Origin of the sequence: Kitasatospora sp. NPDC001261, assembly GCF_042896795.1 — a bacterium.
In the GTDB taxonomy this organism is placed as follows: Bacteria; Actinomycetota; Actinomycetes; order Streptomycetales; family Streptomycetaceae; genus Kitasatospora.
Window position 1 is genome coordinate 1 of record NZ_JBIAXP010000041.1, and the last position, 23,983, is coordinate 23,983.

General features: G+C 74.1%; 21 protein-coding genes and 1 rRNA gene. 12 read left to right on the forward strand and 10 right to left on the reverse strand.

Features of this window, described 5'->3' with window-relative positions; genetic code table 11:
• Window positions 1-81 (forward strand): 5S ribosomal RNA (rrf, locus tag ACFY4B_RS38705); the annotation flags it as partial.
• 69 nt (window positions 82-150) lie between these two features.
• On the opposite strand, the gene ACFY4B_RS38710 is transcribed toward rrf, so the two are convergent.
• The 3 genes from ACFY4B_RS38710 to ACFY4B_RS38720 all read right to left on the reverse strand — a co-directional run bounded on the left by ACFY4B_RS38710 (window position 151) and on the right by ACFY4B_RS38720 (window position 3,127).
• Window positions 151-1,512 (reverse strand): hypothetical protein, encoded by a 1,362-nt coding sequence (locus ACFY4B_RS38710; RefSeq protein WP_387975943.1) that lies wholly within the window; start codon window positions 1,510-1,512, stop codon window positions 151-153.
• Window positions 1,513-1,708: 196 nt separating this feature from the next.
• On the reverse strand, window positions 1,709-2,479 hold the full coding sequence (locus ACFY4B_RS38715) for a 1-acyl-sn-glycerol-3-phosphate acyltransferase (protein WP_049656484.1): 771 nt from the start codon (window positions 2,477-2,479) through the stop codon (window positions 1,709-1,711).
• Window positions 2,480-2,701: 222 nt separating this feature from the next.
• Window positions 2,702-3,127, reverse strand: a complete 426-nt coding sequence (locus ACFY4B_RS38720) for a DUF4395 domain-containing protein (RefSeq protein ID WP_049656482.1) — start codon at window positions 3,125-3,127, stop codon at window positions 2,702-2,704.
• Between the two features lie 304 nt (window positions 3,128-3,431).
• On the opposite strand from ACFY4B_RS38720, the gene ACFY4B_RS38725 reads away from it, so the two are divergent.
• The 5 genes from ACFY4B_RS38725 (at window position 3,432) to ACFY4B_RS38745 (ending at window position 8,653) form a co-directional block, all read left to right on the forward strand.
• Window positions 3,432-3,782, forward strand: coding sequence for a TlpA family protein disulfide reductase (locus ACFY4B_RS38725; RefSeq protein ID WP_380782123.1), 351 nt, complete (start codon window positions 3,432-3,434; stop codon window positions 3,780-3,782).
• 252 nt (window positions 3,783-4,034) lie between these two features.
• Window positions 4,035-4,820 carry an electron transfer flavoprotein subunit beta/FixA family protein gene (locus ACFY4B_RS38730; RefSeq protein ID WP_049656477.1) on the forward strand — a complete coding sequence of 262 codons (786 nt, stop codon included), beginning with the start codon at window positions 4,035-4,037 and terminating at the stop codon, window positions 4,818-4,820.
• A gap of 45 nt (window positions 4,821-4,865) precedes the next feature.
• Window positions 4,866-5,828 carry an electron transfer flavoprotein subunit alpha/FixB family protein gene (locus ACFY4B_RS38735; protein ID WP_117492492.1) on the forward strand — a complete coding sequence of 321 codons (963 nt, stop codon included), beginning with the start codon at window positions 4,866-4,868 and terminating at the stop codon, window positions 5,826-5,828.
• Between the two features lie 228 nt (window positions 5,829-6,056).
• The gene (locus ACFY4B_RS38740; RefSeq protein ID WP_387975946.1) at window positions 6,057-7,478 is read left to right on the forward strand and encodes an acyl-CoA synthetase; all 1,422 of its coding nucleotides are present in this window, start codon (window positions 6,057-6,059) and stop codon (window positions 7,476-7,478) included.
• A 311-nt stretch (window positions 7,479-7,789) separates the two neighbouring features.
• Window positions 7,790-8,653 (forward strand): C40 family peptidase, encoded by an 864-nt coding sequence (locus tag ACFY4B_RS38745; protein WP_387975949.1) that lies wholly within the window; start codon window positions 7,790-7,792, stop codon window positions 8,651-8,653.
• A gap of 117 nt (window positions 8,654-8,770) precedes the next feature.
• Here ACFY4B_RS38745 and ACFY4B_RS38750 read toward each other — a convergent pair whose 3' ends face one another.
• Window positions 8,771-9,685, reverse strand: coding sequence for a PfkB family carbohydrate kinase (locus ACFY4B_RS38750; RefSeq protein WP_380777443.1), 915 nt, complete (start codon window positions 9,683-9,685; stop codon window positions 8,771-8,773).
• 418 nt (window positions 9,686-10,103) lie between these two features.
• On the opposite strand from ACFY4B_RS38750, the gene ACFY4B_RS38755 reads away from it, so the two are divergent.
• Together ACFY4B_RS38755 and ACFY4B_RS38760 are read left to right on the forward strand one after the other, a co-directional pair.
• Window positions 10,104-11,171 (forward strand): NUDIX hydrolase, encoded by a 1,068-nt coding sequence (locus ACFY4B_RS38755; RefSeq protein WP_049660630.1) that lies wholly within the window; start codon window positions 10,104-10,106, stop codon window positions 11,169-11,171.
• A gap of 92 nt (window positions 11,172-11,263) precedes the next feature.
• On the forward strand, window positions 11,264-12,136 hold the full coding sequence (locus ACFY4B_RS38760) for a DUF4184 family protein (RefSeq protein ID WP_387975952.1): 873 nt from the start codon (window positions 11,264-11,266) through the stop codon (window positions 12,134-12,136).
• Here the strand turns inward: ACFY4B_RS38760 and ACFY4B_RS38765 are convergent.
• The gene (locus ACFY4B_RS38765) at window positions 12,112-13,476 is read right to left on the reverse strand and encodes a dipeptidase (RefSeq protein ID WP_117492482.1); all 1,365 of its coding nucleotides are present in this window, start codon (window positions 13,474-13,476) and stop codon (window positions 12,112-12,114) included. The genes ACFY4B_RS38760 and ACFY4B_RS38765 overlap by 25 nt on opposite strands.
• A 223-nt stretch (window positions 13,477-13,699) precedes the next feature.
• Here ACFY4B_RS38765 and ACFY4B_RS38770 point away from each other — a divergent pair, with 223 nt between their 5' ends.
• Entirely contained in the window at window positions 13,700-14,956 is a 1,257-nt protein-coding gene (locus tag ACFY4B_RS38770) for a geranylgeranyl reductase family protein (protein WP_079272936.1), read from the forward strand.
• A gap of 101 nt (window positions 14,957-15,057) precedes the next feature.
• Here the strand turns inward: ACFY4B_RS38770 and ACFY4B_RS38775 are convergent, their stop codons facing one another.
• Window positions 15,058-17,361 carry a glycosyl hydrolase family 18 protein gene (locus ACFY4B_RS38775; RefSeq protein ID WP_387975955.1) on the reverse strand — a complete coding sequence of 768 codons (2,304 nt, stop codon included), beginning with the start codon at window positions 17,359-17,361 and terminating at the stop codon, window positions 15,058-15,060.
• 233 nt (window positions 17,362-17,594) lie between these two features.
• Window positions 17,595-17,999 (reverse strand): RidA family protein, encoded by a 405-nt coding sequence (locus ACFY4B_RS38780; RefSeq protein WP_049650961.1) that lies wholly within the window; start codon window positions 17,997-17,999, stop codon window positions 17,595-17,597.
• A gap of 175 nt (window positions 18,000-18,174) precedes the next feature.
• On the opposite strand from ACFY4B_RS38780, the gene ACFY4B_RS38785 reads away from it, so the two are divergent.
• On the forward strand, window positions 18,175-18,948 hold the full coding sequence (locus ACFY4B_RS38785) for an enoyl-CoA hydratase family protein (protein WP_387975958.1): 774 nt from the start codon (window positions 18,175-18,177) through the stop codon (window positions 18,946-18,948).
• Window positions 18,949-19,036: 88 nt separating this feature from the next.
• Here ACFY4B_RS38785 and ACFY4B_RS38790 read toward each other — a convergent pair whose 3' ends face one another.
• A complete protein-coding gene (locus ACFY4B_RS38790; RefSeq protein ID WP_387975961.1) occupies window positions 19,037-19,801 on the reverse strand; it encodes a maleylpyruvate isomerase family mycothiol-dependent enzyme in 765 nt (254 codons plus the stop codon).
• Window positions 19,802-19,908: 107 nt separating this feature from the next.
• Here ACFY4B_RS38790 and ACFY4B_RS38795 point away from each other — a divergent pair, with 107 nt between their 5' ends.
• Window positions 19,909-20,664, forward strand: a complete 756-nt coding sequence (locus ACFY4B_RS38795) for a DapH/DapD/GlmU-related protein (RefSeq protein WP_049650964.1) — start codon at window positions 19,909-19,911, stop codon at window positions 20,662-20,664.
• Window positions 20,665-20,708: 44 nt separating this feature from the next.
• Here the strand turns inward: ACFY4B_RS38795 and ACFY4B_RS38800 are convergent, their stop codons facing one another.
• Window positions 20,709-22,022 carry a PucR family transcriptional regulator gene (locus ACFY4B_RS38800; protein ID WP_387975964.1) on the reverse strand — a complete coding sequence of 438 codons (1,314 nt, stop codon included), beginning with the start codon at window positions 22,020-22,022 and terminating at the stop codon, window positions 20,709-20,711.
• Window positions 22,023-22,240: 218 nt separating this feature from the next.
• Between ACFY4B_RS38800 and ACFY4B_RS38805 the strand changes: the two genes are divergently transcribed.
• Window positions 22,241-23,161 carry an esterase/lipase family protein gene (locus ACFY4B_RS38805; protein WP_387976030.1) on the forward strand — a complete coding sequence of 307 codons (921 nt, stop codon included), beginning with the start codon at window positions 22,241-22,243 and terminating at the stop codon, window positions 23,159-23,161.
• A gap of 82 nt (window positions 23,162-23,243) precedes the next feature.
• Here the strand turns inward: ACFY4B_RS38805 and ACFY4B_RS38810 are convergent, their stop codons facing one another.
• Window positions 23,244-23,861, reverse strand: a complete 618-nt coding sequence (locus ACFY4B_RS38810) for a HutD family protein (RefSeq protein WP_387975967.1) — start codon at window positions 23,859-23,861, stop codon at window positions 23,244-23,246.
• Window positions 23,862-23,983: the final 122 nt, after the last annotated feature.

Below are 23,983 nucleotides of genomic sequence, written 5' to 3' on the forward strand. Positions count from 1 at the left end.
ATTCCGAACCCGGAAGCTAAGCCTTACAGCGCCGATGGTACTGCAGGGGGGACCCTGTGGGAGAGTAGGACGCCGCCGAACAATTCTTCAGAAGAGCCCCCATCCGGGTCCCGGATGGGGGCTCTTCGCGTTTTCAGGGCCGGGGCGAATCTATTCGTCGGAGTCGGATTCGGGCTGCGGCTTCTCCGTGGGCGCCTGCCCCTGGGCCTGGGCGGGTTGCTGGGCATCGGGCCGCGGCGCCTGGGGTGCCTGAGGAGCCGACGACGCCTGACCCGAGGCCTGATCCGACGGTTGGGCCGTCGCCTGGACCTGGTCGGCGGGAGCCGCCGGGGCCTCCGCCGTCCCCCAGGCCGGCCGGCTGAGCCACTTGTCCGCGCTGTTGGTGAGACGGGCGACGCCCGTACCGTCCGGCCGCATGCTGTAGAGGTCGGCGCCGGTGCCGGCGGGCGCCTGGGCGAAGACGATGGACTTGCCGTCAGGAGCGTAGGCGGCCGCGCCGTAGAAGGCGTCCGAGGGCGCGGGGGTGAGGGCGCCGACGGCGCTGCCGTCGGGGTGGACGGTGTAGATGCCGCCGCCGGGGGCGTTGTCGGGGCCGGCCGGGTAGGTGGTGAAGAGGATCTGGGTGCCGTCGGGGGACCAGTCCGCGCGGTCGCCGGCGCGCAGTTCCCAGGGGGTGAGCTGCCGCAGCCCGGTGCCGTCCGCGCTGACCACGTAGATGGCGCGGCTGTTGGCGGGCTGCCCGGTGGCGCTGGTGCGGTACTCGAAGGTGAGCTGTTTGCCGTCGGGGGACCAGCTGGGGTTGCTGACCGCGCCGGAGTAGGGCTTGTCGTTGGTGAGGAAGGTGAGCCGCTGGACGTCGGTGCCCTCGGGGGTCATCAGGTAGAGGTCGGAGTACTGGATCTGGTGGCTGCCGGACGGGTCCAGGGCGCCCCAGGAGCGGCTGAAGGCGACCTGCTTGCCGTCGGGGGAGAAGGCGGGGGCGCGTTCGTCCTCGTTGGCGCAGTCGGCGGTGCCGCTGTCGCAGAGCTGGTTGACCTGGTGCTCGGGGCCGCCGGCGGTGAGGACGGTCCAGAGCCGGGCGGTGCCGGTCTGCGGGTCGGTGCGGTCGAAGGCGATGGTGGCGCCGTCGGGGGACCAGTCCGGGCGGTCGTCGAGCGCGCGGGCCGGCGGCTGGGTGACCTGGTGCTGGCCGGTGCCGTCGGGGGAGAGAGTGACGATCGCGGTGCTGGTGCGGGCGGCGTCGGTGTAGGCGCGGCTGACGATCAGCCCGTTGTGCGCGGCGGCCGCGGGGGCTCCGATGGCCGCGCCGACCACGCCGGGGGTCGCGGCGGGTGTCGCCTCGGGGGTGGCGGTGGGGGTCTCCGGCCGGATCTCCGAGAGCGGGATCTCCCCGGGTTCGGCCCCGCAGCCGGTGAGCAGGGCGCCCAGAAGCAGAAGGCCCGCACCGGCGCTCGCGCGGGTGCGGGCCCTGCCCGTGGGTGACTGCCGTGTGCCGGTGGTGATCCGTGCCATCTCCGCCTCCGAGACTCTCGACCGCTCCGACGTGTGCCCCCGCCGAGGATTCAGGACGAAGGCCCCTGAAAGGAGCTGTCACTGTGTCAGACGGGGGACGTCGGCGGTCCGGCGACACGCGACGGACCGCGCTCGCTCGATCGCACGGAGTAGAGGGGAGTGGAGGGGAGAGGAACAGAGGGGAGCGGAGCGGGCCTCAGCCCCGGGCGGCGCGGCGCTCGGCCTTCGCGAGGGCCTCTGCCTCGTCCTCGGCCTCGGCGACCTCCAGGGTGGGCGCGGTGCCGCCGAGCTGGGCGGGCAGCCACCAGGTGTCGTCCGGGCCGGAGGGCTTGCCGGGGTACTCGCGCTGGGCCTGGTCGAGCATCTCGCTCATGGCGGCGCGCAGCCGCCGGGTGACCATCACGGGCTTGTCGTCCGGCCCGAGGTGGATCGGCTCGCCGATCATGATGGTGACCGGGACGTGCCGCTTGGTGAGGGTCTTCGGGCGGCCCTTGGTCCAGAGCTGCTGGGTGCCCCAGAGCACGACGGGCAGCAGCGGGGTGCCGGAGTCGGCGGCCATCCGGGCGGCGCCGGTCTTGAACTTCTTGAGCATGAAGGAGCGGCTGATGGTCGCCTCGGGGAAGACCCCGACCACCTCGCCGGCCTTGAGGGCGCGCACGGCGGCCTCGTAGGCGGGCTGGCCGTCGGTGCGGTCGACCGGGATGTGCTTCATGCCGCGCATCAGCGGGCCGGAGATCCGGTGCTTGAAGACGTCGTCCTTGGCCATGAAGCGGGTCTTGCGCTTGCCGCCGCGGTACGCGCCGAGGCCCGCGAAGAGGAAGTCCAGGTAGCTGATGTGGTTGCTGACCAGTACCGCTCCCCCCCTGGCGGGGATGTGTTCGGCGCCCACGATCTTGATCCGCGCGTCGAGCGCGCGGAAGGCGGTGAGTGCGGCGCCGATCACCGGCGGGTACACGAACTCTGCCACGGTCAGTCCTGACTTCCACGGGCCGGAGCCCGGTTCGGCGGGTACCCGCTCCGTTGCGCGGGCGGTGCCGACCGGAGTACGGCACTCCGCGGCGGTCACGGGTGATTCACGGAGATGATCCCCCGAACGAGTGCCTGCTGTCACCTGAGGCGTGCGGTCAAGTGGGTATTGCCGATGTGATCTCCGTGATGAATTCGAACGGGAACTTTTCGGCCGCTCGCATCAGGCGCGGGAGGTGAGGCGGCCCTGGGCGTGCCGGACCAGGGGGTAGAGCTCGCAGCCCACGGAGTAGCCGAACACGGCGTTGGCGAAGGCGGCGGTGAGGGCGGTCGAGGCGCCCATCACGCCGAGCCATGTCACCTCGGTGCAGTAGCCGAGGGTGCCGACCGCGGCGAAGACCATGAGGACGCCCTGGTCGAGGCGGAGCGGCCGTTCGTCCTCGGTGGCGGAGGGCGGTGCGAGCCGGGGCAGCACGAGCGCCTGGAACAGCCGGACGTACGGGGCCAGGCGCAGGCCGCCGAACGAGCCGAGGGCGAAGACGAGCGTCTGGGCTCCCAGGAGCGGGCAGCTGCCGGTGGCCAGGACGAGGGCCAGGACGATCGCGGTGAGCGCTGCGGCTAAGCGGGGACCGCGGGGATCGGTCTGCAACGGGGCTCCGGGTGGTCGCGACGGGCGGCGGCAGCGGCGGGGCGTCAGCGCCGTCGGTGGACGGTGGTCCTGGCCGGGGCGATGACGCGGCGGCGGACCGGCGGCGGCATCGGGCGGCGGTCGGAGTCCATCGGCCGATCGTACGTGTCCCGGCCCTGGCGGTCGACCGTGTTTCGGGCGCCGCGGGCGCTGCCGCAGACTGGGGGATGACCGGGCCGACGGCGTGCGTTGTCGTGCCTCGACGGGGCCGGTCCCGGCCCGCCGTGGCCGGGGGTGACGGGCCGGGAGTGACGGGAGGACGAGGGTGAGCACCGAGGACGGGGCGGACGAGGTACCGCTGTCGGAGGCCGTACGGCTGTCGGGGGCGGAGCTGGGCGGGCCGCTCGGCGCGCGGGCGACGCTGGTGCAGTTCTCGACGGCCTTCTGCCAGCCGTGCCGGGCCACCCGGCGGGTGCTCTCGGAGGTGGCCGGGATGGTCGACGGGGTGGAGCACATAGAGGTGGACGCCGAGGAGCGGTTGGAGCTGGTCCGCCGGCTGGAGGTCCGGCGGACGCCGACCGTCCTGGTGCTGGACGGGGAGGGCCGGGTGGTGCGTCGGGCGGCGGGCCAGCCGCGCCGGGTGGACGTGATCGCGGCGCTCGGTCGCGTGGTGTGAGCAATCCGGCCGCAGGTGTTCCGCCCCGGCGGGTGGAGTCGGCCCCGCGCTGGGGCAGGATGGGCACAGGCGGCGGGAGCAGCCGCACGGCATAAGCTACTGGCCAGTAGTGACCACTGCACTACCGGCGAGTATGCTGCCAGGAAGTTCCGGACCGGCACGGGAATTCGCTGCCCGGAGCGGGTGCGTGCCGTGTTCGCGCCCGCTTGCACCGCCGCAGCCGCCGGACGAGACCAGTACAGGAGACAGGCCGTGAGCTTGAGGATCGTTGTCTGTGTGAAGCACGTGCCGGACGCGACGGGTGACCGTCGTTTCGCGGACGACCACACCACCGACCGGGAGGGTGTGGACGGCCTCCTGTCGGAGCTGGACGAGTACGGCGTGGAGCAGGCGCTGCGGATCGCGGAGGCGAACGAGGGCGCCGAGGTGACGGTGCTGACGGTGGGGCCGGACGACGCGAAGGACGCGTTGCGCAAGGCGCTGTCGATGGGTGCGGACAAGGCCGTGCACGTGAACGACGAGGACATCCACGGTTCGGATGTGGTCGGGACGTCGGCGGTGCTGGCGAAGGCGCTGGAGAAGGCCGGGTTCGACCTGGTGATCGGTGGCATGGCGTCGACGGACGGTTCGATGGGTGTGCTGCCGGCGCTGCTGGCGGAGCGGCTGGGCGTGCCGCAGGTGACGCTGCTGTCGGAGGTGTCGGTCGAGGGCGGCGTGGTGAAGGGTCGTCGGGACGGTGACGCGGCGACGGAGCTGGTGGAGGCGGCGCTGCCGGCGGTGGTCTCGGTGACGGACCAGTCGGGTGAGGCCCGGTACCCGTCGTTCAAGGGGATCATGGCGGCGAAGAAGAAGCCGGTGCAGTCGTGGGACCTGGACGACCTGGGCATCGAGGCGGACGAGGTCGGTCTGGCGGGTTCGTGGACGGCGGTGGAGTCGGTGGCGGCGCGTCCGGCGCGGACCGCGGGCACGGTCGTCAAGGACGAGGGCGAGGGCGGCAAGTCGCTCGCGACCTTCCTCGCCGACCAGAAGTTCATCTAGTCCCACCCGTTCGCGAACCCAACGATCGATCAGGAGCAACGAATCATGGCTGAGATCCTGGTTCTGGTGGACCACGCCGACGGCGCGGTGCGCAAGCCGGCCCTGGAGCTGCTGACCCTGGCCCGCCGTATCGGTGAGCCGTCCGCCGTCGTCCTGGGCGCCGGTGCGGCCGCGGCCGGCATCGCGGCGAAGGCCGGCGAGTACGGTGCGGTGAAGGTGTACGTCGCCGACGGCGCGGAGTTCGCCGACCAGCTGGTGGTCCCGAAGGTGGACGCGCTGGCGCAGATCGCCAAGGCGAACGACGTGGCGGCGGTGCTGGTGACGTCCTCCGGTGAGGGCAAGGAGGTGGCCGCGCGCGTCGCGCTGCGGATCGGCTCCGGCATCATCACCGACGCCATCGACCTGGAGGCCGGCGACGGCGGTCCGGTCGCCACCCAGTCGGTGTTCGCCGCGTCCTTCCAGGTGAAGTCCAAGGTCACCAAGGGCGCGCCGGTCATCACCGTGAAGCCGAACGCCGTCGCCCCGGAGGCCGCTCCGGCCGCCGGCGCCGTCGAGGACGTCGCCGTCGCGTTCACCGGCAACGCCGCCAAGGTCGTCTCGCGCACCCCGCGGGTGTCCTCCGGCCGCCCCGAGCTGACCGAGGCCGCGATCGTGGTCTCCGGTGGCCGTGGTGTCGGTGCCGCCGAGGGCTTCGGCGTGGTCGAGGAGCTCGCGGACGCGCTGGGCGCGGCCGTCGGCGCCTCGCGTGCCGCCGTGGACGCCGGCTGGTACCCGCACAGCAGCCAGGTCGGCCAGACCGGCAAGCAGGTCTCCCCGCAGCTCTACATCGCGGCGGGCATCTCCGGCGCCATCCAGCACCGGGCCGGCATGCAGACCTCGAAGACCATCGTGGCCGTCAACAAGGACCCCGAGGCCCCGATCTTCGAGCTGGTCGACTACGGCGTGGTCGGCGACCTCTTCCAGGTGCTGCCGCAGCTCACCGCCGAGGTGAAGGCCCGCAAGGCCTGATCCGCGCGGAAGGTTCGGAGGGCGTGGCGCCGGGTGCCCGGTGCCGCGCCCTCCGTCGTACCCGGCCGCCCCCGGTCCTTCCCCGGCCTTCCCGGTCGTTCTCCGCCGTCGCCGGCCCCGCTCGCCGTCCCCGGCGCGCGGCGGGCCGGGCGGCGGCCCGTAGAGTCGGCGCCGGCGCGTGGCGCACGGGCGCGGCGCGGTGGTGATGGACGAGGCGAGGACGGTGGCATGGCACTGCTGACGGCACTTCAGGGCGGTTTCGGCGACGCGGCGGACGCGCTGCGGATCGACGGTCGGACGCTCTCCCGGGAGGACCTGCTGGGCGCGGCGACCGCCGTCGCCGACCGGGTGGCCGGCGCCCCGGCGCTCGCGGTGCTCGCCCGGCCCACCGTCGAGACCGTCACCGCCGTGGTCGGCGGCCTGCTGGCGGGCGTCCCGGTGGTGCCGCTGCCGCCCGACTCAGGGCCCAAGGAGCGCGAGCACATCCTGCGCGACTCGGGCGCGGCGCTGCTCGCGCACGCCGTCGGGGAGGTGCTGCCGCAGGACACCTCGGTGGCCGGGCTGCCGGTCGACCCCGCGCGGCGCTCCACCACCAGCTACGCCGAGCCGGCCGCCGGGTCGACCGGCTTCGTGCTCTACACCTCGGGCACCACCGGCGCCCCCAAGGGCGTGGTGATCCGGCGCGAGGCGATCGCCGCCGACCTGGACGCCCTCGCCGCCGCCTGGCAGTGGACCGCCGAGGACACCCTCGTCCACGGCCTGCCGCTGTTCCACGTGCACGGGTTGCTGCTCGGCGTGCTCGGCGCCCTGCGCACCGGCAGCGGACTGGTGCACACCGGGCGGCCCACCTCGGAGGGGTACGCGGCGGCGGGCGGCAGCCTGTACTTCGGGGTGCCCACCGTGTGGTCCCGGCTGGCGGCGGACCCGCAGGCCGCGGCCCGGCTCGCCCCGGCCCGGCTGCTGGTCTCCGGCAGCGCGCCGCTGCCCGTGCCGGTGTTCGAGAAGCTCGCGGCGCTCACCGGGCACGCCCCGATCGAGCGGTACGGGATGACCGAGTCGCTGATCACCGTCAGCACCCGGGCGGACGGCGAGCGGCGCCCCGGCAGCGTCGGGCTGCCGGTGGAGGGGGTCCGCACCCGGCTGGTCGGCGAGGACGGCGCGCCGGTGCCCAGCGACGGGGAGAGCGTCGGCGAACTCCAGGTCTCCGGGCCGACGCTGTTCAGCGGTTACCTCAACCGGCCGGACGCGGACGCCGAGGCGTGGACGGCGGACGGCTGGTTCCGCACCGGCGACGTCGCGGTGATCGGGGCGGACGGCTTCCACCGGATCGTCGGCCGCGCCTCGGTTGACCTGATCAAGAGCGGCGGCTACCGGATCGGCGCGGGCGAGGTGGAGGCCGCGCTGCGCGACCACCCGGCGGTCGCCGACGCGGCGGTGGTCGGCGTGCCGGACGAGGACCTCGGACAGGCGATCGTCGCGTACGTCATCCCGGACGGCGCCGTGACGGGGGAGCAGCTGACGGCCTTCGTGGCGGAGCGGCTCTCGGTGCACAAGCGGCCGCGCCGGGTCGTCCTGGTGCCCGAACTGCCCAGGAACGCCCTGGGAAAGGTGCTGAAGAAGCAGCTGTTGGCGGAGGCCGGCGGCCGCTGAGGAGAGGGCGGTCGGACGCCCCCTCGGATGACGGGTGTTCACCCTGATGCGCCGTCGGTGCTCACCACCCGTGACCCTTCCATTGGCGCACTCCACTGCGCGCAGTGAGCGGACGCGTGCCTAACGTGACACGCAGGCAGGGCCGACCCCCCGGGCGGCACGCCGGCGGCTTCCGGTCGCAGGACCGGAAGCCGCGGTGTGCCGGGCGGGGGCCCTGCCGACAAGCACGGCCAGTCCTGGCCGGTCACAGCAACCCGCTGCAAATCCGCAGCGATCCGCAGCGATCCGCAGCAGTGAAGGAAGTCAGCACGATGACCACCGTCAACACCGGCGCGCCGGAGGCCGCCGGCGAACCGACCGGGCAGCAGGACGCTGCCACCGTCCGCCCCTCCCGTCCGTCCCGCAGCGCGCGGCTCCGTCGGGGGATAGGCATGGTGGCCGTGATCGCGACCAGTGCGGGCCTGATCGGCCTCGGCACCGGTGTCAGCCCCGCGGCCGCCGAGCCCGCCCCGGCGCACGCCGGCTGGGACGGCTCCCGGTACTGGTTCAAGAACAGCCAGGGGCAGTGGCGCTGGACCTCGCACTACGACGTCTACGTGCAGCGCACCGGAGGCGGCTCCTCGTCCGCCGCCAGGACCACGACCACGTCCTCCGGCGGGATCACCCAGGGCTGGGACGGCTCGCGCTACTGGTTCCGCAACAGCAGGGGCGAGTGGCGCTGGACCTCGCACTACGACATCTACCTGGAGCGCACCGGAGGCGGCTCCTCCTCGGACTCCCCGGGCTACTTCGACGACTCGGTCGCCGAGGACCGGGACGTCGAGACCGCCGTGCAGTTCGCGCTCTCCCAGCTGGGCGTGCCGTTCCGCCGGGCCGGCAACGGGCCGGACGGCTACGACTGCTCGGGCCTGGTGCAGCAGTCCTTCCGGCGCGGCGGGATCAGCCTGCCGCGGGTGGCCAACGACCAGTACGCGGCGACCACGCCGATCGGGGCCGGCCAGCTGCGCCGCGGCGACCTGCTGTTCTGGTCGCCGGACGGGACCGCCCGGGGCATCCAGCACGTGGCCATCTACCTGGGCGACAACAGGTACGTCGAGGCCGCGCGGCCCGGGACCAACATCAGGATCTCGGGGATCAGCAGCGGCTACTACCCGTCGTACATGGGGCGCCCGTAGCGGGGCCGCCGTCCGCCCGTCGGGGGTGCCGGGTCCGCCCGGTGCCCCCGACGGGGGTGTCCTCGTCGGTCCGGGCCGAGCCCGGGGCGCGCGACGCCCGCTCGGCCCGACGCCCGGTCAGAGGTCCGTCGGGCGGGGCAGCGCGCCGCGGGCGCCGAGGCCGGTGACGGCGAAGGCCCCGGCGGCGACGGCGGTGGCGGCCGCGTCGGGCAGCGCGGCGCCGCGGGCGAGTGCGGCGGCGAGGGCGCCGCAGAAGGCGTCGCCGGCGCCGGTGGTGTCGACCACTCGGACGGTCGGGGCGGGCAGCCGGGTCGGCGTCCCGTCCACGACGACCAGCGCGCCCTCGCCGCCGAGGGTGACCACGGCGCCCTCGGCGTGTTCGGCCAGCGCCCGGGCGGCCCCGGTGACGTCGGCGGCGCCGGTGAGCTGGCGGGCCTCGACGGCGTTCGCGACGACCAGCGGGCGGCGTCCGGTGGGGCCGGCCTCCGGCAGGGTGCCGGCCGGGGCGGTGTTGTGCAGCCAGCGGGTGCCGCCCGAGGGGCCCGCGGCGGGCAGTGCGGCGGCGGTCGCGCGGATGCACTCCGCGGGGACCTCGTTGCTGGTCAGGACCACGTCGACGGGGAGCAGCCGGAGGCGGGTGAGGGCGGCGGTGACCTCCTCGGGGGTCAGGTGGGCGTTGGCGCCGGGGACGACGACGATGCTGTTCTCGCCGGCCGGGTCGACCATGACGATCGCCTGGCCGGTGGGCGCGTCCGGGTGGGTGAGCACGGCGCCCGTCTCGACCTGCGCGCCCCGCAGGTCGGCACGCGCCGCCTCGCCCTCGGCGTCCCGTCCGACCTTGGCGACCAGGTGCGTCGCCGCCCCCATCCGGGCCGCCGCCACCGCCTGGTTGGCCCCCTTGCCGCCGAAGCCCCGGGTGGCGGCGGTGGCGAGGACGGTCTCGCCGGGGGAGGGCAGCACGGGGCAGCGGAGGATGCGGTCGGTGTTGACCGAGCCGATGACGACGACCCGACCGGCGGGAAGCAGCTTCATCGTTCCTCTGTACGCGGTGGGGCGCGGGCGGCGCAAGGAGGCGGGCGGTGGCGGTCGAGCGCAGGGCGCGTACGGGCCGAGCCCGGGGCGCGCGCGGCGCACGGGGGCGTACGAGTGGGGGGCGTGCGGAGCGTGCGCGTGGGGCGTGCGTAGCGGGTCGACCCACCAGGCATCCTGTGCCCTAGCAGTGGCGAAGGGGTGCAATTTTGATGTAGACCGGTCTGCATATTTCCGCGTACGGGCGTCTGACCTGGGCACATGCCGCTGTCACGGGGCAGATCGGGGCGTGCGGGCGGGCGCGCCGGGGAGGCATGGGGAGCGGCGTGGCGCGGGTACCACCACGGGTGGCGCTGGTTCGACCAACGGGGGCGCTGCCCGGTGCGAACGGCATCGGGGGAAGTCGAGGGCAGGGGACGTTGTGATCGTCTGGGTCAATGGCACATTCGGGGCGGGCAAGACGAGCGCCTGCCGCGAGCTGGTGGAACTGCTGCCCGGGAGCGTGCTCTTCGATCCCGAGCTGGTGGGCTTCGGCCTGCGTCGGATGCTCCCGGCCGACCGGCTGGCGACGGTGTCCGACTTCCAGGACCTGGCGGCCTGGCGCCGGCTCGTCCCCGAGACGGCGGCGGCGCTGCTCGGTGAGGTCGGGGGCCCGCTGGTGGTCCCGATGACCCTGCTCAGGGAGGACTACCGGGACGAGATCTTCGGGGACCTGGCCTCGCACGGGATCACGGTGCACCACGTCGTGCTGGACCCTGAAGAAACGATCCTGCGCGACCGCATAGCCCACCGCGACGAGTGCCCGGGCGACCCGGAGGGCAGCGAGCGGGTCCGCGCCTGGTGCCTCGAGCACCTGCCCCGCTACCGCGCCGCCCGCCGCTGGCTGGTCGGGGACGCCCGGATGATCGACACCAGCGGGATCTCCCCCCGGGAGACCGCGCACCGGATCGCCGAGCTGGTCCGGGTCGGCGCCGCCCGCTGCCCGATCGTCCAGACCCCGGATCCGACCGGCGACACCGTCGCCTCCGCCGTCCTGTTCTTCGACGAGCAGGACCGCGTGCTGCTGGTGGACCCGGTCTACAAGCCCGACTGGGACTTCCCCGGCGGCGTGGTCGAGCGCGGCGAGGCCCCCACCGACGCCGCCCTGCGCGAGACCGCCGAGGAGCTGGGCCTGCGCCTGGACCCGTCCGCGCTGCGCCTGCTCGCCGTCGACTGGGAGCCGCGCACCGGCCCGCGCCGTGGCGGCCTGCGGCTGATGTACGACGGCGGGCTGCTGGACGAGGAGGGCCGGCAGCACCTGCTGCTCCAGCAGGAGGAGCTGCGCGGTTGTCGCTTCGTCACCCTGGACGAGGCCGGGGAGCTGCTGCCCCCGGGACGCTACCGGCGGCTGGCGGCCGCGCTGGACGCGCGGCGGAGCGGCGAGCTGCGGTACCTGGAGGCGGGGAGCCGGGTGGCCGTGGGGCTGGCGAGCACGGCGGACGCGGCGTAGCGGCCGGTCGGCGCGGGGCCGGGGGCTGGTGGAGGGACCGTGGTGCGCCTCCCGGCGCGGCGCGCCGCGGTCCCGGGCGGCAGGATGGGGGCATGCCCTTCACGTTGAGCCACCCCGCCGCCGTCCTGCCCCTGCTGCGCGCCGCCGGGGCGCGCGGGCCCCTGGTGGCGTCGGCGCTGGTCGCCGGGTCGATGGCGCCGGACGTGCCGTTCTTCGCCGAGTCCCTGCTGCCCGGGGTGTACGGCCAGGGCGGGCTCACGCACCGCTGGTGGGCGGTGCCGACGGTGGACGTGGCGATCGCCGGCGCGCTGGTGGCCGGCTGGCACGGGCTGCTGCGCGGGCCGCTGGTGGCGCTGCTGCCCGAGCGGTGGGCGGGCGGCGCCGAGGCGTTGACCGTCCGGCGGGCCGGGAACGCCGCAGGCCCCGCGGACGCCGGTGCGGTCGGCGGTGCGGTCGGTGGCACGGCGTGGTTCGCGGCCTCGGCGGCGATCGGGGCGGCCACCCACGTCGGCTGGGACGCGTTCACCCACGGGGACCGGTTGGGGGTGCGGCTGCTGCCCGTCCTGGACCGCCCGGTGGCCGGGGTCCCGCTGTACGAGGCGCTGCAGTACGGCAGTTCGGCGCTCGCCCTGGCGGCGCTGGGCGGTTGGGCGGCGCGGGCGGTGCGGGCCGTCGAGCCGGTGCGGCCGGCCGTGCGGCTGGCGCCCCGGGTCCGGCGGGCGGCCGTCGCGACGCTGGGCGCGGCGACGGCCGCCGGGGTGCTGCACCGGCTCGCTCCGCTGCGGCGGAACCTGGTGCCGGAGGTCTGCTTCGGCGCCGGGGCCGGGCTCGCGGTGGGCGCGGTCGGTTACGCGGCGGTGCTGGCGGCCGCCCGCCGGTTGCGCGGCGGGCGGCCGGACGTCCTCCGCGAAGAGCCTCGGGACGTCGCTGCGAAGGTCCGTCAGACGGAGCGCAGTTCGGCGTAGCGGCGGAGGAACAGCGCCTCGGTGAGGGCCATCTGCTCCAGCTCCCGCGGGTCGACGCTCTCGTTGACCGCGTGGATCTGGGTGGTCGGCTCCTCGACGCCGATCAGCACGATCTCGGCCTGCGGGTAGAGCGAGCGCAGCGTGTTGCAGAGCGGGATCGAGCCGCCCTCGCCGGAGGCGACCATGGGCGTCCCGAAGGCCTCGGCCATCGCCTCGCCCATCGCCTCGTACGCCGGGCCGCTGGTGTCGGCGCGGAACGGGGCGCCGTTGCCCTGGCGCTCGACGGTGAGCCGGGCGCCGAGCGGGACCCGCGCCTCCAGGTGGGCGACCAGGGCGTCCTGGGCGGCGCCCGCGTCCGTGCCCGGCGCGACGCGCAGGCTGATCAGGGCCTTGGCGGTGGCCTGGACGGAGGAGGTGGCGCCGATCACCGGCGGGGCGTCGATGCCGAGGACGGTGACGGCCGGGCGGGCCCAGAGGCGGTCCGCGAGGGTGCCGGTGCCGGTCAGGGCGACGCCGTCGAGCACCTTGGCGTCGGAGCGGAACTGCTCCTCCGGGTACTGGACGCCGGTCCAGGTCTGGTCGGCGGTCAGGCCGGCCACCGCGACGTCGCCGTTCTCGTCGTGCAGCGAGGCCAGCATCCGGACCAGGGACTGGAGCGCGTCGGGGGCGGCGCCGCCGAAGGCCCCGGAGTGCAGGTTGCCGGCCAGCGTGGTGACGGTGGCCTCGACGATCGTCATGCCGCGCAGCGAGGTGGTCACGGTGGGCAGGCCGGGGGCGAAGTTGCCGGTGTCGCCGATGATGATGGCGTCGGCGGCGAGCAGCTCGGGGTGGGCCTCGGCGTAGCGCTCCAGGCCGCCGGTGCCCTGCTCCTCGGAGCCCTCGACGATGATCTTCAGACCGACCGGGTAGGCGTCGCCGTGGACCTGACGCAGCGCCCGCAGCGCCGTCAGGTGCATCAGGATGTTGCCCTTGCAGTCGGCGGCGCCGCGCCCGTACCAGCGGCCGTCGCGCTCGGTCAGCTCGAAGGCGGGGCTGTGCCAGGCGTTCTCGTCCAGCGGGGGCTGGACGTCGTAGTGGGAGTAGAGCAGGACGGTCGGCGCGCCCTCGGGGCCGGGCAGCTCGCCGTAGACGGACTGGGTGCCGTCCGGGGTGTCCAGCAGCCGGATGCCGGTCAGGCCCTCGGCGGCGAAGGCGTCGGCGACCCAGCGCGCGGCCTTCTCGCACTCCTCGACCGGGAACTGGCGCGGGTCGGCGACCGACGGGAAGGCGACCAGCTCGGCGAGGTCGGTGCGGGCACGGTCCATCAGGGATCGGACGGCGTCGGCCAGGGGCTGTGACATCGGGGCTCCGGGGGGACGGTCCGCCCTTGGGGTGGTGCGGGCGGAGGAGGCGGTTTGCGGTAGTGCCGATCATAGGTGGAGCGGAACAGGGAGTTCCGAGGGTGGGCCGCGGACCGGGCCTCCGAGGGGACGGGCCGCCTTCGGGCGGGCCGTACGACCGGGTGGCGCCGGTGCGGGGGCGGCGCGCTCGACCGGCGCGGCCGGACGCATAGGATTGCTCGACGTGACTGACTCCGGAAGCTCCGATTCCCGTAGCCCGCTCGACAGCCCGGCCGAGGGCGGTCCGACCGACGACGCGGCCGCGCCGCTGGACGGCGTCTGGGACGTCGTGGTGGTCGGCGCCGGACCGGCGGGCTCCTCGGCCGCGCACGCCGCCGCGGCCCAGGGCCGCCGGGTGCTGCTGCTCGACAAGGCCGAACACCCCCGGTACAAGACCTGCGGCGGCGGCATCATCGGCCCCTCCCGGGACAGCCTGCCGCCGGACTTCCGGTTGCCGCTGCAGGACCGGGTGCACGCCGTCACCTTCGCCTACAACGGGAGGTACACCCGTACGCGGCGGTCCAAGCGGATGCTGTTCGGCCTGGTCAACCGGGACGAGTTCGACCTGCGCCTGGTGCAGGCGGCCAAGCAGGCCGGGGCGGTGCTGGTCACCGGAGTGACCGTCACCGGCGTCGAGCAGCGCGGCGGGGAGCACCGGACGGCCCTGGTGACGGCTGCCGACGGGCGCACCTTCGAGGCCCGCGCGGTGGTCGGTGCGGACGGCAGTGCGAGCCGGATCGGCCGGCACGTCGGCGTCACCTTCGACCAGATCGACCTCGGCCTGGAGGCCGAGATCCCGGTGCCGGCCCAGGTCGCGGCCGACTGGGCGGGCCGGATCCACCTCGACTGGGGCCCGCTGCCCGGCAGTTACGGCTGGGTGTTCCCGAAGACCGAGACCAGCAGCCTGACCGTCGGCGTCATCTCGGCGCGCGGCGACGGCGAGCGGACCAAGCAGTACCTCGCCGACTACATCCGCCGGCTGGGCCTGTCCGGGTTCACCCCGCAGGTCGAGTCCGGGCACCTGACCCGCTGCCGGACCGAGGACTCGCCGCTCTCCCGCGGCCGGGTGCTGGTCGCCGGGGACGCGGCCGGACTGCTGGAGCCGTGGACCCGCGAGGGCATCTCGTACGCGCTGCGCTCGGGCCGGCTGGCCGGCGAGTGGGCGGTGCAGGTCGCCGAGGCGGGCAACGCGGCGGCGGTGCGGCGCGAGGCGCTGAACTACGCGTTCGCGGTCAAGGCCGGGCTGGGCGTGGAGATGCGCGCGGGCAAGCAGCTGCTGGGCGCCTTCGAGCGGCGGCCGTACCTGTTCCACGCGGCGGTCTGCCTGGTGCCGCCGGCCTGGCGGGCCTTCGCCCGGACCACCCAGGGGCACACCTCCTTCGCCCAGGTGCTGCGGCAGTACCGGGCCGCGCGGCGGCTGGCGTCGATGGCCTCACGGTAGGGCGGCCGTCGTGGCGTCGTGAGCTCGTGACGCTGTGGAGCGGGGCCGGTGTCCCTCCGTGCGCGGGAGGGGCACCGGCCCCGCTTCCCTTGCGGGGAGCGCTACTTGAGCCCGGTATCCAGTGCGGACATCAGGGTGCCGGACGGGGTGTCGCCGGACATCTCCCAGATCATGCCGCCGAGCAGGTTCTTCGACTTGAGGTAGGCGGTCTTCTGTGAGATCGACCAGGCGTCGTCGAAGGTCCACCACTGCCCGCCGGCTCCCGTGTAGCCGTACGTCGCAACGGACTTGGGGTCGTGGTAGACCTTGAGGCCGGAGAGGCTGGTGATCAGGTTGTTGTACCCGCGGGTGCCGGCCTCGTCGCTGAACTGGCCGGGTGCGGCGCCGTTCGCGGACTGCCAGGCGCCGTTCGCGCCGCCGTCCGCGACGCTCTGCCAGCCGCGCCCGTAGAACGGGAAGCCGATGGTCAGCTTGCGCGGGTTGACCCCGGCGTTCAGGTACGTCTGGACGGCCGTGTCCACGCTGAAGTGGGTGGCGTACGGGTCGTTCGGGTCCTGGTAGAGGTTGGAGGCGTGGCCGGTGCGGTTCGGCTCCCAGGAGTTGTCGCTGCCCGAGCCGTGGAAGTCGTAGCCCTGGACGTTGGCGATGTCCAGCGAGCCGAAGATCTTCGAGAGGTCCCAGCCGGCCGCGACCTTCGCCGGGTCGGCCGGGGTGAAGGCGGTGAGCAACTTGTGCGAGCCGCCCAACGCGTCCAGCTGCTTGCGGAATTCGGCCAGCAGCAGGGTCAGGTTGCCCTTGTCGTTGGCGCTCCAGTGGTTGCCCGGGTGGCCGTCGGCGGAGCCGGGCCACTCCCAGTCGAGGTCGATGCCGTCGAAGATGCCCGCTGCCACGCCGTCGCCGCCGGCGCCGTTGTAGGCCGGCAGGTTGCCCTTGATCCAGGTGTCGACGCAGGACTTGACGAACTTCTGGCGGGACGCGTCGGTGGCGGCGGCGTCGGAGAAGTACTTGGAGTAGGTCCAGCCGCCGAGCGAGACGACCACCTTCAGGTTGGGGTACTTGGCCTTCAGCTTCTTCAACTGGTTGAGGTTGCCGCGGAGTTTGCCCCAGCCGTCGTCGGCCACGCCGTCCACCGACTGGTCGGCGCTCATCGCCCGGCCGTAGTCCGCGTCGGCGTCACCGGCGCCGGTGCCCTGGTCCGGGTCCTCCGGGTTGGCGGTGGTGCCCTTGGTGACGCCGGCCTGGCAGGTCAGGTTGACCGGATCGATGTTCTCGAAGGCGTAGTTGACGACGTCGAGCTTGGCGGCGGCGCCCGAGGTGTCCAGGTTCTTGACGAAGTACTGGCGGCCGTAGATGCCCCACTGGACGAAGTAGCCGACCCGGGCGTACTTCCCGGCGCCGACCAGGTCCGAGGTGGTCACGGTGAGCGGGGCGGAGGCGGGCGAGGTGTTGTCGGCGGCGTCCCGGGCCTTCACGGTGAACGTGTAGGCGGTGGACGGGGAGAGGCTGCCGACGGTCGCGCCGAGCGTGCTGCCGGTGACCGTGGCCACCAGGGTGCCGCCCTGGTAGACGTCGTACGCTGCCACCCGGACGTTGTCGGTGGAGGCGTTCCAGGCGAGCGTCACGTCCGTCGAACCGACCGTGGTGGCCCGGAGGTTGGCCGGTGCGGTGGGCGGCGAGGTGTCGGTGGACGGGTCGAAGGTGGACGCGGTGACACCCGCGCTGAGCGGGCCGGTGTTGCCGCGGCTGTCCTTGGCGCGGACGGTCAGGGTGTACGAGGTGGCCGGGGTGAGGCCGGTGACCAGCACGCCGGTGGACGGGCTGGAGGCGAGCACCGTGCTACCGCTCAGCACGTCGTAGGAGGCGACCGGGAAGTCCCCGCCGGTGGCGGCCGGCCAGCTCAGGGCGAGCGTGTGCGCGGTGGACTCGGTGACCGTCGGGGTGCCCGGCGCGGATGGCGGGACGTCCGCGCTGCCGTCGCACTTGTCGCCGTTGACACGGCAGTTGAGCGGGGCGGTGACCGGGCCGTTGCCGACGAACCAGAAGCTGTACGGCTCGGTGGTGCCGTGGGCGTTGACGGTGGAGTTGTAGAACGCCGCGGTGGCGGTGACGTGCCGGCCGCTCACGGTGGCGGTGCCGTTGTAGCTGTTGCCGATGGTGACGCCGGCCGGGAGGTCGAACTCCAGGGTCCAGCCGCTCACCGCGGTCGCGTTGTCGTTGTGGACGATGTAGGTGCCCTGCCACCAGGAGCCGTTGTCGGCCGTGGTGAAGGTGGCGGTGAGCTTTCCGGCGGCGTTCGCCGGGGCGGCCAGCGCGGTGAGCGCGGCGAGGGGCAGGAGCAGGACGGAGAGCAGTGCCAGCAGTCTGCTGCGCACGCGCGGGCGCCCGGCCCGGGATCGAGCGGACATGGTTCTCCCTGTGACTGTGGGGGTTGAACAGGGTGACGTAGAACCTTGGTTGATCCGTGCGGTTGATCCGTGTGCGATCGATGCCTGTGCCGTGGGGAGGCAAGGCATGGGAACTGTAGGAGGACTGGACCAATGCGTCAACAGGTCTGTACCACTTGGGAGTTGTCCCCGATGCTCCCGCCGTCTCGCCGCCCCCGTCGCTCCGCTATTCCCTGGTGCTCCCGCCGCTCCCGCTACTCGCGGACGATCGCCATCGCCTCGATCTCCATCAGCACGTCGGGCCGGAACAGCGCCGAGACCTGCACGGCGGAGGAAGCGGGCGGCGGAACGGAGCCCAGGTACTCGTCGCGGATCTCGCGGACCACGGCGAGGTGGGCGATGTCGGTCATGAAGTAGGTGAACTTCACGACGTCCTCGAACCCGGCCCCGGCGGCGGCCAGGCAGCGGCGGAGGTTCTCGAAGACCTGCCGCGCCTGCGCCTTCGGATCCCCCGGGCCGACCAGGTCCCGGTTCTCGTCGAACGGGACCTGCCCGGACACCTGGACCAGTCGGCCGCTTCCGGCGACGACCTGGGTGTAGCCGGTGCCGGGCGCGACTCCGGGCGGCTCCGTGATGCGGGTGAGGTGAGAGGTGGTCATGGGACGGATCCTGATCCATGCCCCCTCGGGCAGGCAAGCCCGACGGCCCGGGGGCTCCGGCTCGCTCTGGCCGAGGGGCGGGTGGGCGTGCCAGAGTCGTCCGGGCGTCGTCCGGGCACCTCCCGGACCGCGTCCGCAGTCCGACCCACCCTCAGCCGGAAGGCAGGCCCCGCCGATGACCAGCGCAGCGCCCCTCGTCCACGTCAGCACCGCCGACGCCGTCACCACCCTCACCCTCGACTCGCCGCACAACCGCAACGCGCTCTCCACCCGGCTGATGGCCGAGCTGCACGCCGGACTGGCCTCCGCCGCAGCCGACCCGGAGGTCCGCGCCGTGGTGCTCGGGCACACCGGCAAGGTGTTCTGCGCGGGCGCGGACCTCTCCGAGGCGACCGGCGCGGACCCGACGGTCGGCCCGCGCGGCCTGGTCGAGCTCCAGCGGGCGATCGTGGACTGCGCCAAGCCGGTGATCGCCGTCATCCACGGCCACGTCCGGGCCGGCGGCCTCGGCCTGGTCGGCGCGGCGGACCTCGCCGTCGCCGGACCGGCCTCGACCTTCGCCTTCACCGAGGTGCGGCTCGGCCTCGCGCCCGCCGTCATCTCGCTGCCGCTGCGCCCGAAGCTGGACCCGCGCGCCGCCTCCCGCTACTACCTCACCGGCGAGGTCTTCGACGCCGCCGAGGCCGCCCGGATCGGGCTGATCACCAGCGCCACCGACTCCGCCGAGGCCGCCGACGTGGCGCTCAAGGGCCTGCTGGACGCGCTGCGCCTGGGCTCCCCGCAGGGCCTGGCGGAGTCGAAGCGGCTGGCCAACGCCGAGGTGGTGCGCTCCTTCGAGCGGGACGCGGAGGAGCTGGTGGAGCTGTCGGCGCGGCTCTTCGGCTCGGCGGAGGCGCAGGAGGGGATGCGCTCGTTCCTGGAGAAGCGGCCCGCGCGCTGGGTGCGCTGAGGGCCGGGTTTCCCGGGTGCCCGTTCGCCCGGGGGCGTCGCCGCCCCCGGGCGTGACGACCCGAGCGCAGGGGTCGCGGCCGGCACGGTCAGAGGACCGCCGCCGTCTCGCTCCAGAGGGCGAGCAGGCTCTGGTCGCCGATCGCCTTGACCTCCCCGGCCTGCTGGGCGGACAGCCGGTTCCACAGCAGGAGGTAGAGCTCGTGGGCCGGGCCGGCGAGGGTCAGATCGGCCGGCTCGGGGCCCTCGCCGGTGGTGACGGCCGGCGCTTCCCGGGTGATCGTCAGGTGCCAGGAGCCGGGGCCGTCGGTGGCCCGGACCAGGAGGGTGCGCGGCCGGTCGCTGCGCAGCTTGGACCGGCCGAGGGTCGTGAAGCCGCTCACCAGTTCGTCGATGCCGTCGAGGGCGAGCGCGGTGTCCACGACCGGACCGGGCACCCCGGCGGCCGCGTCGGCGTCGCGGCGGTGCACGGCGGTCTCGTGCGCCTGGCGCCGGGCCCAGAACGCCAGCGGGCTGGGCGAGGACAGGAAGGTCCAGCACTCGAGGTCGGCGGGCGCCGCGGTGAGGGTGTCCACCAGCGCGGCGTGGCCCTCGCGGTACCAGTCGAGCAGCTCGGTGTTCGAGGGCAGCGGCCCGACGGCGGCCTGCGCGTCCGCCTCGTCCGGCGGGGTCGGCGCGCCTCCGGACACGATCGCGGCGGCCCAGCGGTGGACGGAGCCGATGTGCTGCAGCAGCTTCGTCAGCTGCCAGTCCGGACAGGTCGGTACGGGGGCGGACAACTCGGTACGGGCCGCGGCCTCGGCGAGCCTGGTGCCCTCGCGGCGCAGCGCGTCGATGTGCTCGGTGATCTCCATGGGACGGAGTCTTCCATCGCGGCCGGTCCGCCGGTCGCGGATTTCGGACATTCCTCCGGTTGCCTCCCGGCGGACGGGCGGATGCTACGGGCCGGTAACGTGAGCGCATGCCGATAACCCGTTCGCTCGTCTCAGCCGTCCGGACCGGTGGCCGCCGCGCCGCCGGACGCCTCGTCCACCGGGGCTGGCGCTGGGTGCAGCGGACCGGAGCGGTCACCAGCCGCAACCCCGGCCCGTACCGGTTCGGCGAGCTGGGGGACGGCACGACGCTCAGCTTCCCGCTCGGGGCGGTGTTCAACGAGCAGTGGATCACCATCGGGCCGTTCTCGATCATCGGCGAGCGGGTCACCATCAGCGCGGGCTTCCTGCCCGGGCTCGACCTCGGGCCGGAGCCGATCGTGCGGATCGGCGGCGGCTGCGTGATCGGCCGGGACAGCCACATCGTCGGCCACCAGTCGATCGTCATCGGCGACGACGTGTGGACCGGCCCCGGCGTGTATATCAGCGACCAGTCGCACGAGTACCGGGACACCGAGCTGCCGATCGGCAAGCAGTGGCCGCGCAACGAACCGGTGGAGATCGGCACGGGCAGCTGGATCGGCACCGGCGCGGTGATCCTGCCGGGGGCGCGGATCGGCCGCAACGTGGTGGTCGCGGCGGGTGCCGTGGTGCGCGGCGACGTTCCCGACCACAGCGTGGTCGCCGGGGCGCCGGCCAAGGTGGTGCGCCGCTGGACGGAGGAGGAGGGCTGGCAGCCGCCGCTGCGCCACGACGCTCCGCAGCCGGTGCCGGACGGCGTGACCGCGGAGCAGCTGCGCGCCCTGGTCGGCTGGGACCTGCGGTTGCCGGGGGAGCAGGGCTGAAGTCGGTCGCCGGGCACCGGCCCGGTGCTGGCAGTCGTCCCGAACTACCCGGCGAGGGAGGCCTGTTCGGCGGTACGGGCGGCGATGGCGGCGGCGATCCGCGGGAGGTCGGCGGGGCGGGCCGGATCCAGGCCGGTCAGTGCGGCGATCCGGCGCAGCCGGTAGTCGACGGTGTTCGGGTGCAGGTGCAGGGCGCTCGCGGTGTGGCGGCGGTTCAGGCCGCCGGCCAGGTGGGTGTGCAGGGTGATGAGCAACTCCCCGGCGTCGGCGAGCGGTTCGAGCAGGGCGGCGAGCCGGGAGCGGGCCTGGCTGGGGCGGGTGAGCTGGTACTCCAGCAGGACGTCGTCCAGCCGGTGCAGCCCCGGCGGTCGGCCGAACGCCCTTGCCACGTCGAGGACTTCGTAGGCGAGAGCGGCCGCGCCGGGCACCTCGGCGGGGGTGGCGGGCGCGGCCCCGGCCAGGACGGGAACGCCGGCCGCCCGGGCCGCCGCGGCGAGGGCGGCGGCGAGCAGCGGCCACGGCGCCTCGCCGGCCCCGTCCTCGTCCGGACCGGGTGACGGTCCGAACGGGACGAGCACCAGGCCGCCCGTGGGGGTGAGCGCGGTGAGCGCCGACTGCCGGGTGCGGTGGTCGAGTTCGGCCTCGAACCGGCGGAGCTTGCGGAGGGCGGCGATGCCCGGATCGACACCGGGGGAGTGCTCGTCGGGGTGGTCGGCGAGGGACAGGCAGAGCACGGTGTACCCGGTGGACAGGCGGAGCCCGGCGCGCTCGGCGGCCGCGTCGGCGGGGGTGCCCGCGAGCAGCGCGCCGAGCAGGGAGTGCCGGGCCGAGTCCCGTCGGCCGGTGGCCGGGCGGCGGCCGTCCAGGTAGCCCGCCCCGGCGGCGGTGACGGCCTGGCGGAGCTGGTCGAGCAGCAGCCGGTTGAGGGCGAGCAGGTCGGCGGCGTCGTCGTCCCGGGCGTGCCGGGTGGCGAACTCCCAGCAGACCTCCAGTCCGAGGTGGTGGGCGAGCAGGACGGCGTCCAGCGGCAGGCCCTCCTCGGCCCGCCGGGCGGCGGCCTCCCGGACGGCGGTGAACTCCTCGGCGGGGGCGGGGAGTCCGGTCCGTACGGTGTGGGCGAGGGCGCGGATGCGGCGCTCGGTGTCCCGGGTCAGCTCGCCGGTGAGCTGTTCGCGGGGCAGTCGGCGGTAGACCGGTACCCGCTCCAGCAGGGCGGCGACCACGGTCTCGGCCAGCTCCCGTACGCCGCCGAGCAGTCGCTGGTCGGCCGGGAGCCCGCCGATCACCGGGACGCGCCAGTCCGGCGTCCGGTCGGAGGTGTTCGGGGGTGCGGGGTGGGGTGCGTTGTGACCGGTCACAGAGAACACCGTCCAGGTCTGGGGGACGCCCAAGGGCCGGGCCGGAGGGGCGACCGCATGATGGTGCCCTCGGGTTACCTGTTGGTAACAAACTTCCGCTGTGGAGGCAACAGTTGAGAACCCCACTTCTCCGCTTCTCCGCAACTCCGGTGCGCCGCAGGGGCGCAGGCGCGCTGGGTGCGCTGCTGCTGGCGGGGGCGGTGCTGGCCGGTGCGACGGTGTCGCCGGCGAGCGCCGCCGTGCCCGTCGCGAGCGCCTCGGCCGTCGCGGCCGCAGCATCCACCTCGTCCGGCTCGGCCGCAGCGTCCGCCTCGTCCAGCTCGTCCGCCTCGTCCGCCGAACTGCCGCCGGACGGCGACACGGTGGCCTCGCCGCCCGGCGCCAACGACTGGACCTGCCGGCCGACCACCGCGCACCCCGACCCGGTCGTCCTGGTGCACGGCACCTTCGCCAACCGCTACGAGAACTGGCTGGCGCTCTCCCCGCTGCTGAAGAGCCTCGGGTACTGCGTCTTCGCCCTCGACTACGGGATGATCCCCGGCGTCACCTCCAGCGGCAGCGGCCTGCTGCTGCCGATCGGCGGCCTCGGGCCGGTGCCGGAGTCGGCGGCCCAACTCGGCCGGTTCGTGGACCTGGTGCGGACCGCGACCGGCGCGGCCAAGGTCGACATCGTCGGGCACTCGCAGGGCGGCATGCTGCCGAACTACTACCTCAAGTTCCTCGGTGGCGGGTCCAAGGTCGGCAGGCTGGTCGGGCTGGTGCCGTCCAACCACGGCACGACGCTCGACGGGATCACCAACCTGGTGCCGTACTTCCCGGGCGTCGCGGACCTGGTCTACACGGTCTGCAAGGCCTGCCGGGACCAGGCGGTGGGCTCCGACTTCAACACGGTGATGGCCTCCCGGCCCGACACCGTACCGGGTGTGCGCTACACGGTGATCTCGACGGTCCTCGATGAAGTCGTCACCCCGTGGCGGACCCAGTTCCTGAGCGGCCCGGACGTCGACAACCAGGTGGTGCAGGAACACTGCCCGGTCTCGCTGGTGGAGCACGTCGGGATCGCGTTCTCGCCGACGGCGCTGCACCTGGTCACCAACGCGCTGGATCCGGGGCACGCCACGCCGGTGTTCTGCGGGTGAAGCGGCGGCGGCGCTCCTGCCCCCGGGGTGGTCCCGGGAGGTGGGAGCGCCGCTGTTCGGTGGTGCGGCCCTTGATCGGCTCTCAGGGCGCGGTGCGGAAGGCGATGACGGCGGTGGTGCCGTCCGGGTGCAGCTCGTACGTGCCCGGGGTGTCGATCAACGCGGCGTCGTAGCGGGCGAGTTCGACGCCGTCGACGGTGCCGCCGTCGACGGAGGCGCCGTGGATGGAGGCGCCGTGGATGGTGGCGGTGCCGACGAGGCAGACCAGGAGGGCGGTGCTCCCGTCCAGGACGTCGACCGTGGTGGCCGCGGTGGCCAGGTCGACCGCGGCCTCGACCCGCCCGCGGCGCGTCATCACGTTGAAGTCCACCACCGGGCCGGCCAGCAGCCGACAGTCGGTGGTGGCGTCGCCGGAGAAGGCGAACGGCCGGAACGGCGCGTCGACCAGCTGCTCGGTACCGTCGACGGTGAGCGCCATGCCGGCGCCCTCGACCAGGGTGATCACCCGGTCGATCCCGGGGAACGGGGAGAACGGCCCCGCCGAGGCGACGTCCGCGAGGCTGACCCGCCAGTCGAAGGCGTCCAGTCCGGCGCCGACCGGGAACCCGGCGACCTCCCTGGTCACCCCGCCCCCGTTGAGCCACGCCGTCGCCGGGCGCTCGCCCGCCCGCAGTACCTGGAAGCGTTCGCTGGTCGTCATGGCCTCGCATCCTGTCACACGGCGGATGACGGATGGCAGGTGACAGATAACAGATTTCAGTGTCTGTCGGCTGTTATCTGTCGGCTGTCATCTGTTCGCTGTTCCCTGTCATCCGTTGCCTG